This window comes from Ruegeria sp. CDSC052, from assembly GCF_059610685.1.
This window is the reverse complement of sequence record NZ_JBXWOB010000019.1, coordinates 44,038-60,617: the sequence shown is the minus strand read 5'-3', so window position 1 is coordinate 60,617 and position 16,580 is coordinate 44,038. Positions and strand designations below refer to the sequence as shown.

Sequence of the window (16,580 nt, the reverse complement as noted above, 5' to 3'; positions counted from 1 at the left end):
AGCCGAAGCCGAAGCCGAAGCCGAAGCCGAAGCCGAAGCCGAAGCCGAAGCCGAAGCCGAAGCCGAAGCCGAAGCCGCTCTTACGTCGCCTGATCAGACCGTCGCAGAACCGCCGGTCGAAAAACGCGGCGGCTTTATCCCGGCGCTGATTGGCGGTGCGATTGCTGCGGCGGCCGGGTTCGCTCTGGGTCAAAGCGGCGCGTTCTCCTCGGGTGAGTCCGACGCAATCGCCGCGCTTGAGGCGAAGCTGACCGCACAATCCGATCAGATATCAACACTGTCGAAGTCTCTGACCAACGGGTCGGACCTGTCCCAGAAGATTGACGCGCTGACCAGCCAAATCGCGCCAATCACCGCTGATCTGGATGGGGTGAAGTCCAGCATATCCGATCTGACCAACAAGGTTGATCCGCTTGCCAGCCGTTTGGCCGAGTTGGAAAGTGGCGCGCTGACGCAGGGCGCTTCACCTGAAACCGGCGCGGCCATCGAAGCCGAGCTGAAAAAACTCCAAGACTCTTTGGCCGCGCAACGGGCCGAGGTGGAAAAGATGGTGTCCGACGCTCAGACGCTCGAGGCCGAGGCTGCAGCAAAATCGCTGGCGGCGACCAATGCAGCCCTTCTGTCACGGGTGCATGAACAGTTGAATACGGGTCAACCTTATGGCGACCTGATTGCAGAACTGAAGGCCGCAGGCGTAACCGTTCCCGAGGCGCTGGCAGCACCGGCAACCGAAGGTGTCGCGACGATTGCAGCACTTCAGGACAGCTTTGCGCCCGCTGCGCGCACGGCGCTGGCCGATGCGCGGGACGCGGACAAGGGCACCGGAATTGTCGCGTTTTTGCAGCGCCAGACAGGTGCACGTTCGGTTACCCCGCAAGAAGGTGACAGCCCCGATGCGGTCCTGTCGCGGGCTCAAGCCGCTTTGTCGGGCGGAGATGTCTCTGCTGCCCTGGATGAGCTGAAATCCCTGCCCGATGCAGCCAAAGCTGCATTTGAAGGGTGGGAACAGGCGGCCCAGACGCGCGTTTCTGCTGTGGATTCTGCAAATGCGCTTGCCTCAAGCGCGAACTCGAACTGAGGGGCCTGCTATGCTGTGGTCACTGTTTAAGATCCTTGTTTTTGTTGCGATTGTCGGCTTGCTGGCTCTTGGCGCCGGGTTCCTTATGGAAACCAAAGGCGGGGTGCAGATCACAGCGGGTGGCACGGAATACACGCTTGGTCCGCTTCAATCGGTCATTGCGCTGGGCGTGATGATCATTGCGATCTGGCTGTTCTTCAAGCTGCTGAACCTGCTGATCGCCACGCTGAAATTCCTCAATGGGGATGAAACAGCCCTGTCGCGTTATTTCGACCGCAGCCGGGAACAGCGCGGATATCAGGCATTAACCGATGGGATCATGGCGCTTGCCTCGGGTGAGGGGCGGATCGCGATGAACAAGGCCGCCAAGGCCGAAAAGCTGCTGAACAAACCCGAGCTGACCAACCTGCTGGTGGCCCAGGCCGCCGAGATGAATGGCGATACCCAAAAGGCATCTGAAACCTATAAGAAACTGGTGACGAATAATGCCACGCGTTTTGTGGGGGTGCGCGGTATCATGAAGCAGAAGCTGGCCGAAGGCGATGATGACACCGCCCGGAAGCTGGCCGAAAAGGCATTGGCCATCAAGCCACGCCATCAGGAAACGCAAGATATCCTGCTGGGCCTGCAGACCAAGTCGCAGGATTGGGCTGGGGCGCGATCAACGCTGACCGCCAAGCTGAAATCCGGGCATTTGCCCCGCGATGTGTTCAAGCGCCGCGATGCGGTGCTCGCCTTGTCCGAGGCAAAGGGCATTCTGGACGAAAGCTCGACCGTAGAACAGCAGGAACAGGCAATCGAGGCCAACCGCCTTTCCCCTGATTTGGTGCCGGCCGCTGCGATGGCCGCCCGTGCCTATATCGAAAAAGGCAAGCCGCGTGCCGCAACGAAGATTCTGAAAAAAGCATGGGAGGCACAGCCACATCCCGATCTGGCCCATGCTTTTGCCGATATTGCACCGGATGAATCACCGGCCGAGCGCATCAAACGCTTTGCGACGTTGACCCGCATACACGCGCAGAATCCGGAAACCTGCCTGATTCTGGCCGAGTTGAACATCGTCGCCGAAGATTTCCCCGAAGCCCGCCGCGCGCTGGGGGATGTGGTCGAAAAACAGGCTGATGCCCGCGCCTATACGCTGATGGCAGCGATTGAACGTGGCGAAGGGGCCTCGGATGTGGTTGTGCAGGGCTGGCTGGCAAAGGCGCTGAACGCGCCGCGCGGGCCGCAATGGGTCTGCGACAACTGCCATGACATTCAGCCGGAATGGGGTCCGGTCTGTCAGAACTGCCACAGCTTTGACACGCTCAGCTGGCAAACGCCGCAAACGCCAGAGATCGCCTCGGCCACCGGTGTTCACATGCTGCCGCTGATCGTTGGCGCGCTTGAGGACAAGGCCGACACCGATATGGATGAGGTCGACGAGGCCGATGAGCCTGAGGTTATCGAGGCAGAGATCGAACCGGTTCGGCCTGATATCGAACCGGCCATCGACGAAAAGACCTAGCGCGCACTTTCCACGTCGAAGGCGTCGTTCCACAGCTTGAACAGCTCGGCCCGTCGGTTCTGATCTCTGGCCACCAATAGAGCCGGCGACAGGGCGATGAACCTTCGGGCGCTGGGCGTTAACCCCGTATCGGCTGTGTCCATCTGGGCGACGAGACCCGAAGTTGCCAGCAGGGTTTGCGCCTGTGGCGACAGGAGAAAATCCAAGAATTCCGTGGCGGCTTGTTTGTTCCGCGCCTGGCGCGGGATCATCAGGGCACGTGACAGGACCAGAGTATAGTCTTCTGGCAGGATCACCCCAATGCCCGGGGCCTTGGCATTGGCCACATAAGACCCCAAAACGTTATAGGCGATCAAAAAGCGCCCATTGGCCACATCGCGGATGATTTCCGCAGAACAGCAAGTGGCCACCGCGTCGATACGTGCAAAACCTTCGATCAAAGAGCCGAAAGTCGTGGCCTCAAGGCTGTCTCCATAGGCAAACAGATAACCCAGACCCGAGGCCGCGATGTCATAGGTTGCCACGCGCCCACGCAGTAGATCCGGCTGGGTTCGCATCATGTCCAGCAGGGCGAACCGGCTGCGTGGGACGTTCTGATCCTGTAACAAGGTCTTGTTGTAGACGATGACGGCGGGTTCGGTGGTGATCCCCCACAGCTCATCCCGCCAGCGTCGCGCGGCGGGCAGGGCATTGGTAAGGTCGGATTGAAACCGGTGTCCGCAGGCCGAATTCACCAGCCAGACCATCTGTTGAATCGCGGATGAGAACACGATGTCTGCAGGATTCTCACCTGATTTACAGACCGTGCGGCTGTGTTGGAACAGAGCGTTAGATCCCCATTGTTCATAAGTGACCTGCAGATTGGGGTTCAGCGCCGTAAATCGTTCGAGCACGGGGGCGATGATCGCAATGTCGGTGGTTGACCGGATCAACATCGGATCCTGACCTGCGCCGAATTCTGCGATGGCTTCTTGGGCGCGCGAAAGCGAAGGAATCAAACTCAGCGCTACAAGGGCTAGGGCTCGGATCATGTGCTGCTCTCATCTGTTCTGGCCGGGAAACTCAGCGCAGCGCGAAACCCGGTTTCATCCCGCCCCATCTCGACTCGGCCGTCAAAGGCCTCAGCGGTGGATTTCACGATGGACAGGCCCAGGCCGGTGCTATCCTCGCCCGAACCTGTGCTGCGATTGAACCGGTCCCCCAGCTGATCGGCGATTATGGTCGCAGGCCCGGGCCCCTGATCGCGCACCCACAGAACAGCGCGCGCGCCCTCTTGCGCGGCGCCAATACGGACGGGTGGCAGACCATGACGCAGAGCGTTGCCAAGCAGGTTCTTGGCGGCTTCGCCGATCGAAAAGGCATCGCCATTCACAAGAACTGGCGTATCGCCGATTTCCAGACGCACCTCGATAGTGGGGGCCATCAATTCATGATCGCTGTGTTCCAGCACGTCCAGCGCCACTTCGCGCAGGTCGACGGGCAGCCGCGGGGCGCTGTCGATACGGTGGATCACCATGGCGCGCGACAGCAACTGATCCAGCAGCGTGCCCAGTGACCGGGTGCGCCCCAGCAGCCGATCCAGCGCGCGTGTCCGGGCCGGAGGGTCGGGATCATCCTGCGCAATCTCGGCCTGCACCCGAATCGCGGCCACGGGTGTGCGCAGTTGATGGGCGGTGTCGGCAATCAGGTTTCGCATCGTGTCCACTTGCCGATCCAGCCGCCCCATGAACCGGTTCATTGCGCTTAGCATCACCTGCAATTCGCGTGGCAACCCGTCGCTGGCCATCGGTGTCAGGTCATAAGGATCGCGACGGGTCAGGTCATCGGACAGCGCCTCAAGCGGGCGCAGGGCCGAGCGGGTGACAAACCACGACATGATCAGCAGCAACATTCCGGCCACCGCCATGGGCAGCAAGGCATCGCGCATCAGGCCCACGGTCATGGATTGGCGCGCGCGCAGGGTTTGGCCGACCAGAATTTCCACCTCGCCCGAGAAATCGCGCTCGGCAAACAGGCGGGTAACGCGGACGAAACGGGCGGGTTCCCCGTTCAGATCAGAGGCGAAATAGACCGGCGTGGTGCCGGTTTGTGGCGGCACCTCAATCACGGTGTCCCGGTCCAGCCCGGTGATGAAGGGGCCATCCGGCACCTGTACCGCATAGAAAATCCGGTCATCCGGCGCCTGTGCCAACAGTTGAAAGGCCGAGACTGGAAGATCGACAAAGGGTTGGCCATCTTGAATGCGAACGGATTCGGCAATGTCACTGGCCGCGCCCAGCAGCAGCCGGTCATAGGCCTGCCGCGCAGCAAGGCGACCATTGGCCCAGATCGACAGACCAACGAGAAACCCGCCCAGAATCAGGATCAAAACCACCGCGCTTAGAACGCGGGCCGTCAGGCTGTGGGGCAGGCGCAGCCTAGTCATTCAGACCGATCCGATACCCCACCCCACGCTGGGTGGTAATGCTGATGGCGCTGCCGGTGAATTTTTTGCGGAGCCGTGCGATATACAGCTCGATCGCGTTTTCCCCCACATCGGCGTCTTCGAACCCGTAAAGCGAGTTATACAGCCGTGATTTCGACAGATACTGACCTTCGTGCCGGATCAGGGCGTCCAGGACCGCCGCCTCGCGCGCGGTTAGGTTCAGGCGTTTACCGTTCAGCGTGGCGCTGCGATCCTTGGCGGCATAGCTCAGCGGACCCAGCGTGATCTGTTCGCTTTTGCGATCGGCATCGCGCCGGACAAGGGCGCGCAACCGCGCCTCAAGCTCGCGCTGGTCAAAAGGCTTGCCCAAATAATCGTCGGCACCTTTGTCCAAAGCGGCGACACGATCTTCGACCGAAGTCAGTGCCGTCAGCATTAGCACTGGGGTGCGGTCGCCGCTGTCTCGGATTTTGCCCAGAAAGTTCAGGCCGGACCCGTCAGGCAGGTTTATATCCAAAAGCATCGCGTCATAGGTTTGAACTGCGCGGAAATCACGCGCGGATTCGACAGTGGTCGCCAGATCGCAGACAACGCCCGACCGCGCCAGATGAGCTATTACGCCTTCGGCCAGATCTACGGCATCCTCGATCATCAATACGCGCATTGTCCCCCCGCGCCCTGCCCTGAATTTCTGTGACAGGTTCGTGACAGCATTATTCTGTAAACAGTACCAGCCCGCAAGGACAGTCCCTTGCGGGAACAGGTTTCGGTTGCAGGACGCAGCCCAAAAAGACCAGAGGAGGAGACACGAATGAAACTGTTTGGAACAAGCGGCGCGATTGCGGCTGCTGTTTTTGCCCTGTCCGGCGTGAGCGCCAGCGCACAGGAATGTATTGCCCCGGCCAACCCCGGCGGCGGTTGGGATTTCACCTGCCGTCAGGTCGGTAAATCTCTGCAGGATCTGGGTCTGATCGACCAGACCATGCAGGTTGTGAACCTGGCCGGCGGCGGTGGCGGTGTTGCCTTTGCCGAGGTCGTCAACAAGCGCGGCGAGGATAATGAGCTGATCGTAGCGGCCAGCGCAGCCACGGCGACCCGCCTGGCGCAGGGCGCCTATCCAGGCAACACCATGGATCAGGTGCGTTGGCTAGCGGCCATCGGTGCGGATTATGGCGTGATCGCCGTTGCAGCCGATAGCGCGGTTAACACGCTGCCCGACCTGTTGGATCAGATCAAATCCGATCCGACGTCTGTGTCCGTGGCGGGCGGTTCCGCCGTGGGCGGTTGGGATCACCTGAAGGTTCTGATCGCGGCCAATGCCTATGGCATCGAGGACGTACGGTCGGTCAAATACATCGCCTTTGATGGCGGCGGCGAAGCTGTGACCCAGCTGTTGGCCGGTTCGGTTCAAGCCTTTACCGGTGACATCTCGGAAGCCAAGGGTTTTGTCGACTCGGGCGATATCAAAGTCATCGCCGTATTGGCGCCTGAACGTCTGCCCGGCGAATTCGCTGATTTCCCGACGGCCAAGGAACAGGGCATTGATGCCATCGGCGCAAACTGGCGCGGGTTCTACGCCCCTGGCGGAATGAGCGATGAGGCCTATGGCGATTGGGTTGGTAAGATCGGTGATCTTTACGCCTCGGATGAATGGAAAGAGGTCATGGCCGCCAATGGTCTGGCCCCGCTGGACCTGCAAGGCGCAGCTTTCCAGGATTTTGTTGCGCAATCCGTGGGTCAGATCCAGACCATCTCGAAAGAGATCGGGATCATCAAATAAGACCAGCACTCACCTGAGAGCGGGGTGTCGCGCCGGGCGCGCGGCACCCCGACCAGACCCATACTTCCCTTACATAGGAGATACCCATGAGTGATCGCATATTCGGGGTCTTCGGCATTCTTCTTGCCATCGGCTTTGCCCTGTCAGCGCTGGCGATTGAAGAGAGCTTTCTGTCAGACGCGGTTGGCCCCAAGGCCTTTCCACTGATTGTCGCCGCCATCCTTGGCCTTTCCAGCGCGGTCATCGCGTTGCGCCCGGATGCCGAGCCCGAGTGGCCCGCGCTGGGCCGGCTGGTCGAAGTCGGCGCCGCTGTAGTCGTGATGATCTTCTATGCCGAGCTGTTGCCGGTTCTGGGATTTGTAATCTCTACCGCCTTTGCTGCGGCTTACCTGGCTTGGCGGCTGGGATCTGGTCCGATCGAAAGCGTAGTGGTCGGAATCGGTACTTCTGTCGGTATCTACGTCATCTTCCATCTGGTTCTGGGCCTGTCACTGGCTCGCGGACCATTGGGTTTCTAAGGGGAACGTCATGGAAACTCTTGCATCCCTTGGCGATGGATTCGCTATCGCGCTGACATGGCAAAACCTGTTGCTGGCCCTGTTGGGTTGTTTTCTGGGCACGATCATGGGCGCGTTGCCCGGTCTGGGACCGTCGAACGGCGTGGCCATTTTGATCCCTCTTGCGTTCACGCTGGGGCTGGGCGCGACGCCGTCTCTGATCCTGCTGACCAGTGTTTATTATGGGGCAATGTATGGCGGGAGAATCTCATCGATCCTGCTGAACATCCCTGGGGACGAGCCTGCGATGATGACCTGCTTGGACGGGCATCCGATGGCCAAAAAAGGCCTTGCGGGCGAGGCGCTCTCGCTGTCCGGTATCGCCTCATTCATTGGTGCGTTTCTGGCCACATGGGGCCTGATCTTTCTGGCGCCGCAGCTGGTCAAGATCGCGTTGCTGTTTGGACCGGCTGAGTATTTCGCCCTGTTCGCGCTGGCCTTCATGACGCTGGGCGGCGTGTCCTCGACCAATCAGGCGAAATCGGCTTTTGCCGCTGCGCTGGGCCTTGGGTTGGCGACCATTGGTGTCGATACCCAGACCGGCGTGCCTCGGTTCACCTTTGGTGAGGTGCACCTGTATGATGGGCTGGATTTCCTTGTCGCCATTGTCGGCCTGTTTGCACTGTCCGAAGTGTTCATCTTTCTGGAAAACCGTCATGGCGGATCGGATGCCGCTGGGCGCAAGTTGAATATCGGGCGGCTTTACCCGCCGATGTCGATGATCAAGCAATGCATGCCGACCATGCTGCGCACCTCATTCCTGGGCTTTCTGGCGGGGGTTCTGCCGGGGGCCGGGGCGTCTTTGGGCTCGTTTATTTCCTATTCGATGGAGAAACGGTTGGTCGACAAGGACAACACATTTGGCACCGGTGATCCGCGTGGCGTCGCCGCGCCCGAGGCCGGCAACAACGCCGCCGCCGGGGGGGCCTTGGTGCCGATGCTGGCGCTGGGCGTGCCGGGGTCAGGGACCACCGCCGTGCTGCTGGCGGTTCTGTTGGCGCTGAATATCACGCCCGGACCGCTGCTGTTCACCCAGAACCCGGATGTGGTCTGGGGCCTGATTGCGGCACTGTTCATTGCCAACTTTATGTTGCTCGCGATGAATATCCCGATGGTGGGCCTGTTCACCCGCGTCCTGATGGTGCCCTCGCGTATCCTGATGCCCGTCGTGGCGATGGTCAGCTTTGTGGGTATTTACGGCATCTCGGGGTCCAGCTTTGATCTGCTGGTGATGATCGGGTTCGGTGTCATGGGCTGGGTTCTGCGCAAGCTGGACGTGCCGCTGGTGCCGATCATTCTGGGCACGCTGCTGGGCAACTCGATGGAGAATAACCTGCGCCGTGCGGTCACCATCGACAATGGCAACTGGTGGACGCTGGTTGACAGCCCGCTGGCCATCGGCTTGTGGTCCATTGCCCTGATCGGATTTGTTCTGCCTCTGATTGTAGGCGCGCGTGTCAAAGCCAAGATGCATCAGCGCCGCGACGAAGAGGGCGCGATCAGCGACTGACCGCATTGGGCGTCACCGCAAACCGGTGGCGCCCGATTAGGTAAGATTTGGGGTCGCGTATCCTGATCTGAAACAAAAAATTGAAACATTTGGCAAAAACCGCGTTATTGATAGGCACAAAGCTGTTGTGCGAAGGATGCCAGAATGGAACTCAGTGACGAAATCCGCATCGCTGCCCCGCGGGACGTGGTGTATGAGGCGCTGAACAACCCCGATATCCTGCAGGAATGTATCCCCGGCTGCGAAGAGCTGACCCAATCTTCGCCGCAAGACCTTGAGGCAAAGGTGGTTCTGAAAATCGGTCCGGTGAAAGCGCGGTTCGCGGGTCAGGTCACGCTGGATAAATCCAAGGCACCGGACGGATTTTCGCTGCAGGGCGAGGGCAAGGGCGGGGCTGCGGGGTTTGCCAAGGGCGGTGCCGATGTGACCCTGACCGAAGACGGGTCCGAGACGGTTCTTGCCTATACTGCTAAGGTGGATGTCGGCGGCAAGATCGCCCAGCTTGGCAGCCGTTTGATTGCCGGGACTGCCAAGAAACTGTCGGGGAAATTCTTTACCCGGCTCGGAGAGATCGTCTCAGAACAATCCGGCAGCTAGCCAGTTTCGCGCATTTCAGTTGACGGCGACCTCATTCGGCGCAATCACAAGAAAAACTGGCGGGCCAAACCCGAAGCAGGAGGCCAGAGTGATGGATTACGCGCAGCTGGAACGTCTTGAGAAGCGGGTTTCACTCAAGCCCAATGACCGACAGGCCATCCGGCAGCTTGTGACGATGCTGGAATACTCCAACCTACCGAAACAGCATCTGGGCGCCTACAGCAAAGCGCAGCTTGAGGTGACGGGCGGGTTGAAAAAGGGCTGGCAGGCAGCCCTGGTCGACACCGGACGGCAGACCGCCGCCTATTCTGGTTGGATGAAAGCCCTGGACACACAGAAAATCCAGTTGGCCGTGCCCATCGCCCAGATCTATGTGGGTCAAACCATCACCATCAATGGCGAGCATGGGAATTGCGGCCAACGCCTGAATTTCTTTGAAGAAACCAAGGTGATTTGTGGACTGTGCCACGAGTGCTACAAGGTGCAGATCCTGCCTGAGAACCTTGAGGGGATGTTTCAGGTCTATTTCTTGCTGCTCAACCTGCAGCTGCCCAGGGACAATGCCAGAAAAAGCATGATCGAGCTGCGCGAAGCGGTCAAGTTTCCCTATAAGGCGTATATCTATTGTGAGTCGATCGCAGAGGCGAAAGAGTGTCTTGCGATTTTCCGTGCCGCACAGGCGGAATTTGAGATCACTGGGGTTCACTCAAAAATATCCCACGGATGTTCTGAATACAGTATGGAATACCCCGCGTTTAAGTATTCCGATGGTGCGGGGGACGACTTTGAAACACCATCCGATTGGAGCGGGATCGAAGAGGCGTATTTCACGGACATTCCGATGCCTGCCCCGGAAAGACCAAGCAATTCCAAACCGATCCTCAGCTTGCGGGACGTTTTTGCCTTTCGGACATGGGTCAGGTTCGCTGAGCTGATCGGTGATAAATCCTGCGAAAAATATGGGACGCACCTTGGCCCGGAGCTGCCTCAGCCCTTCGTCAAGCGTGTACAGGGGCAGGCGCGGGACCGGCACAGGGAAATGGTGGAGCTTTCTGCACAGGGTTAGCAGCTGTAGCCCATGTGCCAGTGCTGACGCGCGACCGTGGTCTAGACCGGAAAGTCCAATCCCAAATCCACGGTGCGCGCCGAATGGGTCAATGCACCTGAAGAGATATAGTCAACACCCGTTGCCGCGATTGAGGCGATGCGATCCAGCTTCACATTGCCCGAGGCTTCGGTCTTGAGCCTGCCATCCACCATCGCCACCGCCTCGCGCAGCATGTCATTGTCCATATTGTCTAACAGGACGACCGAGGCGCCTCCGACCTCAAGCACTTGGGCCAGTTGGTCCAGACGGTCGACCTCGATCTCGACGGCCATCATGTGGCTGGCATGGGCCTTGGTGGCCTCCAGCACCTGACGCACCCCGCCAGCGGCTGCGATGTGGTTGTCCTTGATCAGGATCGCATCTGACAGAGAGTATCGGTGGTTGAACCCGCCGCCATGCAGCACGGCCAGTTTTTCAACCAGACGCAGGCCGGGGGTTGTTTTGCGGGTGCAGGTGACGCGGGCATTTGTGCCTTTAGTTTTAGCCACGAAGCCGGCGGTCTTTGTGGCGATCCCGGTCAGGCGACCGGCAAAGTTCAGGGCCACCCGTTCGCCCGACAGGATTGAGGCGGCCGATCCCTTGATGGTCATCAGCGTATCGCCTGCCTTACAGGGTTGGCCATCGGCAATATGCGTGGTGATGTCCAATGAAGGGTCGATCAGGCGAAACGCCAGCGCCGCGACTTGCATGCCGGACACGACCGCATCCTCGCGCGCGTTCAGGCAAGCATCATAGGTGGTATCCGCCGGGATCACCGCGCGGGTGGTGACGTCGCCATAGCTGCCAAGATCTTCCATCAGGGCAATGCGGATCATCGGTTCAAGGACAAGATCGGGAACGGTAGAGAAGCTCATGATTGCTCCTTGCAGGCCTGCGCGCGGATGGCGAGTGCTTGGGAAAGGTACATCTCGGATCGTTTGCCGGGTCCGGCCGAGGGGTCGGGGAAATCGGATCGTTCATGCGCGCCGCGGCTTTCTTCGCGCGCCAAAGCGCCCGCCGCGATTAAAGTGGCGGTGGCGCACATGTTCAGGAAAGACGGGTTGTCGCTGTTTGCTGCCTCTAGCCGCGCGATGATACCAAGCGCTTTGATCAGGCCCTTGCGATCACGGATAACGCCAACATAGCGGGTCATGGTCTGGCGCAGCTCTGTCACGGCGGCAGGGTCAGATGGGGTGCCGCCGTCCTGAAAGGTGATTTCCAGCGGCGGCGTCGCGCTAGGTGTTGGCAGGGTCCGGGCGATGCCTTCCGCGCAGATGCGGGCGTAGACCAGTGCCTCAAGCAGACCGTTCGAGGCCAGACGGTTGGCACCGTGCAACCCGGTCGAGGATGCCTCACCGCAGACCCATAAGCCGTCGATACTGGCGCATCCGCTGGTTTCGGTCGCGATGCCACCCATGTGGTAATGCGCAGCGGGGGCAACGGGGATGGGTTCCTGCGCCGGGTCGATGCCATTGCGGGCGCAATATTCGGCGACCGAGGGGAACTGTGCCTTGATCGCCTCGCCCAGAACCTCGCGCGTGTCCAGCATGGGACGGTTGCCCGCCTGAACCTGCGCATAGATGGCGCGGGCGACGACGTCGCGCGGGGCAAGCTCGGCATCCGGGTGGATGGCCTGCATGAACCGCGCGCCATGACGGTTGATCAAAATGGCCCCTTCACCGCGCAGCGCTTCGGTCGCCAGCGGCGCGGGGTCTTCACCTACATCCATCGCGGTGGGGTGGAACTGGACAAATTCGGCATCCGCAATCAGCGCCCCCGCGCGTGCCGCCATGCCAATCACCTGCCCGCGAATACGCGGCGGGTTGGTTGTCAGCGCATAGAGCCCGCCTGACCCGCCCCCGGCCAGCAAAACCGCAGCCCCGCGCAGCATCACCGGGGCTGACCCGCCATTATCCGCACGCTGAATGCTGACGCCGGTAACGCGCCCGTCTTCGAAGTCCAGCCCAAGGGCCATGGTGCCCTCCAGAACCTGGATCGACGGGGTTTCGTGCACCTGTTCGATCAGGGCGGCCATGATCTGCGCGCCTGCCTGATCGCCCTTGACCCGGACGACACGGGCAAAGCTGTGCGCGGCCTCGCGCGACAGCACGTAATCGCCGCCCGCGGTCCGGTCGAAAGGCGTGCCCAGCGTGGTCAGGTCCAGAATATAGTCGCGCGCCTGACGCGTCACCAATTCAGCCACCTGCGGATCAACGGTGCCCGCACCGGCATTCACGGTGTCGTCCGCGTGGCTTTCCGGGCTGTCATCAGCGTCCATCGCCGCAGCCACTCCCCCCTGCGCCCAGGCAGAACTAGCACCCTCGCCCAACGCTTCAGGAGAGATCATCACCACCGGATGCGGGGCCAGTTTTAGCGCAGCATAGAGCGCGCCCAGCCCGGCGCCCACGATGATAACGCGGTCGGTGGTGAGGGTTTCCATCTCGGATCAGAGACCCAGCTTTCGCGACAGGTCGATCATCGCCTGCACCGAATGGCGCGCTTTTTCCGCGATCTCGGCGTCAACCTCGACCTGACCTTCCATCGTGTGCAGCACATAGAGGATTTTTTGCAGCGTGATCTTCTTCATGTAGGGGCACATGTTGCAGGGGCCGACAAAGTCGACCTCGGGCAGTTCATCGGCGATGTTCGAGGCCATCGAGCATTCGGTGATCAGCATCGCCTTTTCGGGCTTTTCGGTGCTGACATATTTGATGATCCCGCTGGTCGAGCCAGAGAAATCGGCCTCGGCCACCACTTCGGGCGGGCATTCCGGGTGGGCAATCAACCGCGTGCCCGGATTCCATTTGCGAAAATCGCGCAGGTCCTGCGCTGTGTATTGTTCATGCACGATGCACGAGCCCGGCCAGTACACGATGTTCTTGCGGCTTTCATTTGCCACGTTCTGCGCCAGATACTGGTCCGGCGTCATGATGACGGTGTCGGATTCCATCGCATCGACGATCTGAACGGCATTGGACGATGTGCAGCAGATATCGGATGCCGCCTTCACCTCGGCGGTGGTGTTCACATAAGAGACGACCGGCGCGCCGGGATATTTGGCGCGCATCTCGTCAATCCCCTCGGCGGTGATGCTTTCGGCCAGCGAACAACCCGCGGCCATGTCTGGCATCAGCACGGTTTTCTGGGGGCTCAGGATTTTCGAGGTTTCGGCCATGAAATGCACGCCCGCCTGCACGATCACATCGGCTTCGACGTCGCTGGCCTTCATTGCCAGCTGCAAGCTGTCACCCACGAAATCCGACACGCCATGAAAGATTTCAGGCGTCATGTAATTGTGGCCCAGAATGACTGCGTCCCGCTCTTTCTTGAGCGCATTGATCGCCTTGATATAGGGCGCATAGATTGCGAAATCCGGTGGCGCCACCACCCGGTCCATCCGTGCATAGATATCCTGCATATCCGCGACCAATCCGGTCGAAGGTGTCAGGTCATAATGCTGAGAAAGCACATTGGTGATGCTCTGGTGAGTGACATTCATCTCGGCAGTCCTGCCTTGCGTATTGGGGTGGGAAGGGGGTCGGAATTCGTGCTGCCCGACCGTCCAAGAAAACGGTTGATTTCAAAGGCGCACGCCTCTGATCGCACAATTCGAGCGGTTTTGGTCATGCGATCTGGATCATTCCGCATAACCGATGCCTTCGGTCGATACACATGCATAGCAAATCGGCATGAAAAACCGCTCTGAATGTCCTACTCAGTTGCGGGATGCATACGGTGAATTCCAGGCGCGGTAAACATACAAAACCCCTAGCCAATACCGGTATGCGTGGATGAACGCGCTTACCTGCTGCAAATTTGCGGTTCGCGGAACAGCTTGTGGTCATCTCGGGCCGGGTCTCTGACGAGGTGTATGGCCCGGGCGGCACGGCCCAACTTGTTACATTTCGTAAGAATTGAGAAAACATCAGGCAAAACTTGACGCTGATCGTGTCGACGTCCCTTAATCGGGGCGTTGGCGTCCGGGCCAGACCCGGACCCGCCATTTCCGGCCCGGGGAGGGGCCGGGTGGGGAGGAGAAAAAGATTGACTCAGACGCAGTCAGGCGCTGAAGGGATGCAGTCTCTTCCGGCGCTGCTACACCGCAATGTGATTCAGTTCGGGGATGCCCCGGCCTATCGCGAAAAGGAATTCGGGATCTGGCAATGCTGGACCTGGGCCGAGGCGGCCAAGGAAATCCGCGCCATTGCGCTGGGGTTTCTTGAGATTGGCGTTGAGAAGGGCGACCATATCGCCGTCATAGGCCGGAACCGCCCGGCGCATTACTGGTCGATGGTTGCGGCCCAAATGGTGGGTGCGATTCCGGTGCCGCTCTATCAGGACGCGGTCGCCGAAGAGATGACATATGTGATGGAACATTGCGGGGCGAAATATGTCGTCTGCGGTGACCAGGAACAGGTCGATAAGGTCATCGAGATTCAGGAAAAAGTTCACCAGATCAAACACATCCTCTACACTGACAAGCGTGGGATGCGGAAATATGATCATTCCCAGATGAACGCGCTTGACGACATCAAGGCCGAAGGCAGCGCAGGTCATGCTCGCTTTGATGCCGAGCTGGACGCGCGTATCGCTGCGATCACCTATGACGACACTTGTGTGATGCTGTATACCTCGGGCACCACAGGCAAGCCGAAAGGCGTGGTGCTGTCGAACCGCAATGTGATCGAAAGCGCCAAGAATTCTGCAGAGTTTGACCACCTGACCCGGAATGAGGACATCCTGTCCTATCTGCCGATGGCTTGGGTGGGTGATTTCATCTTTTCCATCGGTCAGGCCTATTGGTGCGGATTCTGTGTGAATTGTCCCGAAAGCGCTGACACGATGATAACCGACCTGCGCGAGATCGGTCCGACCTATTTCTTTGCCCCGCCGCGGGTATTTGAAACGCAGCTGACCAACGTCATGATCCGGATGGAAGATGCGGGCAAGCTGAAGCAGCGTATGTTCCACCATTTTATGGCCCATGCCAAAAAGGTGGGTGGGTTACTGCTGGATGGCAAAGCGGTCGGGTTTGGTGATCGGATCAAATACGCGCTGGGCAATCTGCTGGTCTATGGGCCGCTGAAGGATACGCTGGGGTATGGCCGGTTCCGGGTCGGTTATACGGCAGGCGAGGCGATCGGGCCTGAGATTTTCGATTTCTACCGCTCGCTGGGGATTAACCTGAAGCAGCTTTATGGGCAGACCGAGGCGACGGTCTTCATCACCGTGCAGCCCGATGGCGAGGTGCGCGCCGATACGGTTGGTGTGCCCGCGCCAGATGTCGAGCTGAAGATCGCCGAAACGGGCGAGATCTACTATCGCTCGCCAGGTGTGTTTGTCGAATATTACAACAACCCGGACTCGACCGCCTCGACCAAGGATGCCGAGGGTTGGGTGGCCACGGGTGATGCCGGGTTCATTGAGGAAAGCAGCGGTCATCTGCGGATCATTGATCGGGCCAAGGACGTCGGAAAAATGGTCGACGGCTCGATGTTTGCGCCGAAATATGTTGAGAACAAGCTGAAGTTCTATCCCGATATTCTTGAGGTCGTGCTGTTCGGCAATGGCAAGGATCGCTGCGTGGCGTTCATCAATATCGACCTTACCGCCGTGGGGAACTGGGCCGAGCGCAACAACGTCGCCTATGGGTCCTATCAGGAACTGACGGCACATCCGCAAGTGTTAGAGACAATCAAGTCCCATGTGGAAGCGGTCAACAAATCGGTCGCCGCCGATGAAATGCTGTCGGGCTGTCAGGTGCATCGCTTTGTGGTGCTGCACAAGGAACTGGATGCGGATGACGGTGAGATGACCCGAACCCGCAAGGTGCGCCGGGGCTTTGTCGAAGAGAAATTCCACGACATCATCACCGCGCTTTATGACGGGTCTTCAAGCGTTTCGACCACGACCGAGGTGACCTATGAGGACGGCCGCAAGGGTTCGATCAGTGCCACACTTGAGATCGTGGATGCGCCGGTTGTAACGGTCGCGCAACACAAGGTAGCGGCGGAATGAAGTCCGGTCCTGCGCCGCTCG

General features: G+C 59.7%; 14 protein-coding genes. 8 read left to right on the top strand and 6 right to left on the bottom strand.

The window, feature by feature from the left end; translation table 11 throughout:
* Both AC2FIM_RS19585 and AC2FIM_RS19580 read left to right on the top strand, forming a co-directional pair.
* A partial coding sequence (locus AC2FIM_RS19585; protein ID WP_281973880.1) for a COG4223 family protein occupies positions 1-1,078 on the top strand: 1,078 nt, incomplete at its 5' end.
* A gap of 10 nt (positions 1,079-1,088) precedes the next feature.
* Positions 1,089-2,585 (top strand): heme biosynthesis protein HemY, encoded by a 1,497-nt coding sequence (locus tag AC2FIM_RS19580; RefSeq protein ID WP_496679336.1) that lies wholly within the window; start codon positions 1,089-1,091, stop codon positions 2,583-2,585.
* Here AC2FIM_RS19580 and AC2FIM_RS19575 read toward each other — a convergent pair.
* The 3 genes from AC2FIM_RS19575 to AC2FIM_RS19565 are packed head-to-tail and all read right to left on the bottom strand — an operon-like array spanning position 2,582 to position 5,674.
* Positions 2,582-3,616 carry an ABC transporter substrate-binding protein gene (locus AC2FIM_RS19575; protein WP_142637498.1) on the bottom strand — a complete coding sequence of 345 codons (1,035 nt, stop codon included), beginning with the start codon at positions 3,614-3,616 and terminating at the stop codon, positions 2,582-2,584. The two genes, AC2FIM_RS19580 and AC2FIM_RS19575, sit on opposite strands and share 4 nt — an antisense overlap.
* On the bottom strand, positions 3,613-5,010 hold the full coding sequence (locus AC2FIM_RS19570; RefSeq protein ID WP_496679329.1) for a sensor histidine kinase: 1,398 nt from the start codon (positions 5,008-5,010) through the stop codon (positions 3,613-3,615). Before AC2FIM_RS19570 ends, AC2FIM_RS19575 begins: the two co-directional genes overlap by 4 nt.
* Positions 5,003-5,674: a response regulator transcription factor gene (locus tag AC2FIM_RS19565; protein ID WP_496679327.1), complete on the bottom strand. Its 672-nt coding sequence runs from the start codon at positions 5,672-5,674 to the stop codon at positions 5,003-5,005. The genes AC2FIM_RS19570 and AC2FIM_RS19565 overlap by 8 nt, the downstream gene beginning before the upstream one ends.
* Positions 5,675-5,821: 147 nt before the next feature.
* Between AC2FIM_RS19565 and AC2FIM_RS19560 the strand changes: the two genes are divergently transcribed.
* The 5 genes from AC2FIM_RS19560 to AC2FIM_RS19540 all read left to right on the top strand — a co-directional run bounded on the left by AC2FIM_RS19560 (position 5,822) and on the right by AC2FIM_RS19540 (position 10,520).
* A complete protein-coding gene (locus AC2FIM_RS19560; protein WP_142637503.1) occupies positions 5,822-6,790 on the top strand; it encodes a Bug family tripartite tricarboxylate transporter substrate binding protein in 969 nt (322 codons plus the stop codon).
* Between the two features lie 86 nt (positions 6,791-6,876).
* Complete coding sequence (locus AC2FIM_RS19555) at positions 6,877-7,308, top strand: tripartite tricarboxylate transporter TctB family protein (RefSeq protein WP_142637505.1); 432 nt, start codon at positions 6,877-6,879, stop codon at positions 7,306-7,308.
* 10 nt (positions 7,309-7,318) lie between these two features.
* On the top strand, positions 7,319-8,857 hold the full coding sequence (locus AC2FIM_RS19550; protein ID WP_142637508.1) for a tripartite tricarboxylate transporter permease: 1,539 nt from the start codon (positions 7,319-7,321) through the stop codon (positions 8,855-8,857).
* Positions 8,858-9,001: 144 nt separating this feature from the next.
* Positions 9,002-9,454 carry an SRPBCC family protein gene (locus AC2FIM_RS19545; RefSeq protein WP_142637510.1) on the top strand — a complete coding sequence of 151 codons (453 nt, stop codon included), beginning with the start codon at positions 9,002-9,004 and terminating at the stop codon, positions 9,452-9,454.
* A gap of 91 nt (positions 9,455-9,545) precedes the next feature.
* Entirely contained in the window at positions 9,546-10,520 is a 975-nt protein-coding gene (locus AC2FIM_RS19540; RefSeq protein WP_496679323.1) for a hypothetical protein, read from the top strand.
* 41 nt (positions 10,521-10,561) lie between these two features.
* Here AC2FIM_RS19540 and nadC read toward each other — a convergent pair whose 3' ends face one another.
* Genes nadC through nadA form a run of 3 tightly spaced genes read right to left on the bottom strand, consistent with a single transcriptional unit; the run spans position 10,562 to position 14,040 of the window.
* Complete coding sequence (gene nadC, locus AC2FIM_RS19535) at positions 10,562-11,416, bottom strand: carboxylating nicotinate-nucleotide diphosphorylase (RefSeq protein WP_496679320.1); 855 nt, start codon at positions 11,414-11,416, stop codon at positions 10,562-10,564.
* Positions 11,413-12,981, bottom strand: a complete 1,569-nt coding sequence (locus AC2FIM_RS19530) for an L-aspartate oxidase (protein ID WP_496679318.1) — start codon at positions 12,979-12,981, stop codon at positions 11,413-11,415. The genes nadC and AC2FIM_RS19530 overlap by 4 nt, the downstream gene beginning before the upstream one ends.
* A gap of 6 nt (positions 12,982-12,987) precedes the next feature.
* On the bottom strand, positions 12,988-14,040 hold the full coding sequence (gene nadA / locus AC2FIM_RS19525) for a quinolinate synthase NadA (RefSeq protein ID WP_496679315.1): 1,053 nt from the start codon (positions 14,038-14,040) through the stop codon (positions 12,988-12,990).
* A 575-nt stretch (positions 14,041-14,615) separates the two neighbouring features.
* Between nadA and AC2FIM_RS19520 the strand changes: the two genes are divergently transcribed.
* Entirely contained in the window at positions 14,616-16,559 is a 1,944-nt protein-coding gene (locus tag AC2FIM_RS19520) for an AMP-binding protein (protein ID WP_496679343.1), read from the top strand.
* The last annotated feature ends 21 nt before the right edge of the window (positions 16,560-16,580 follow it).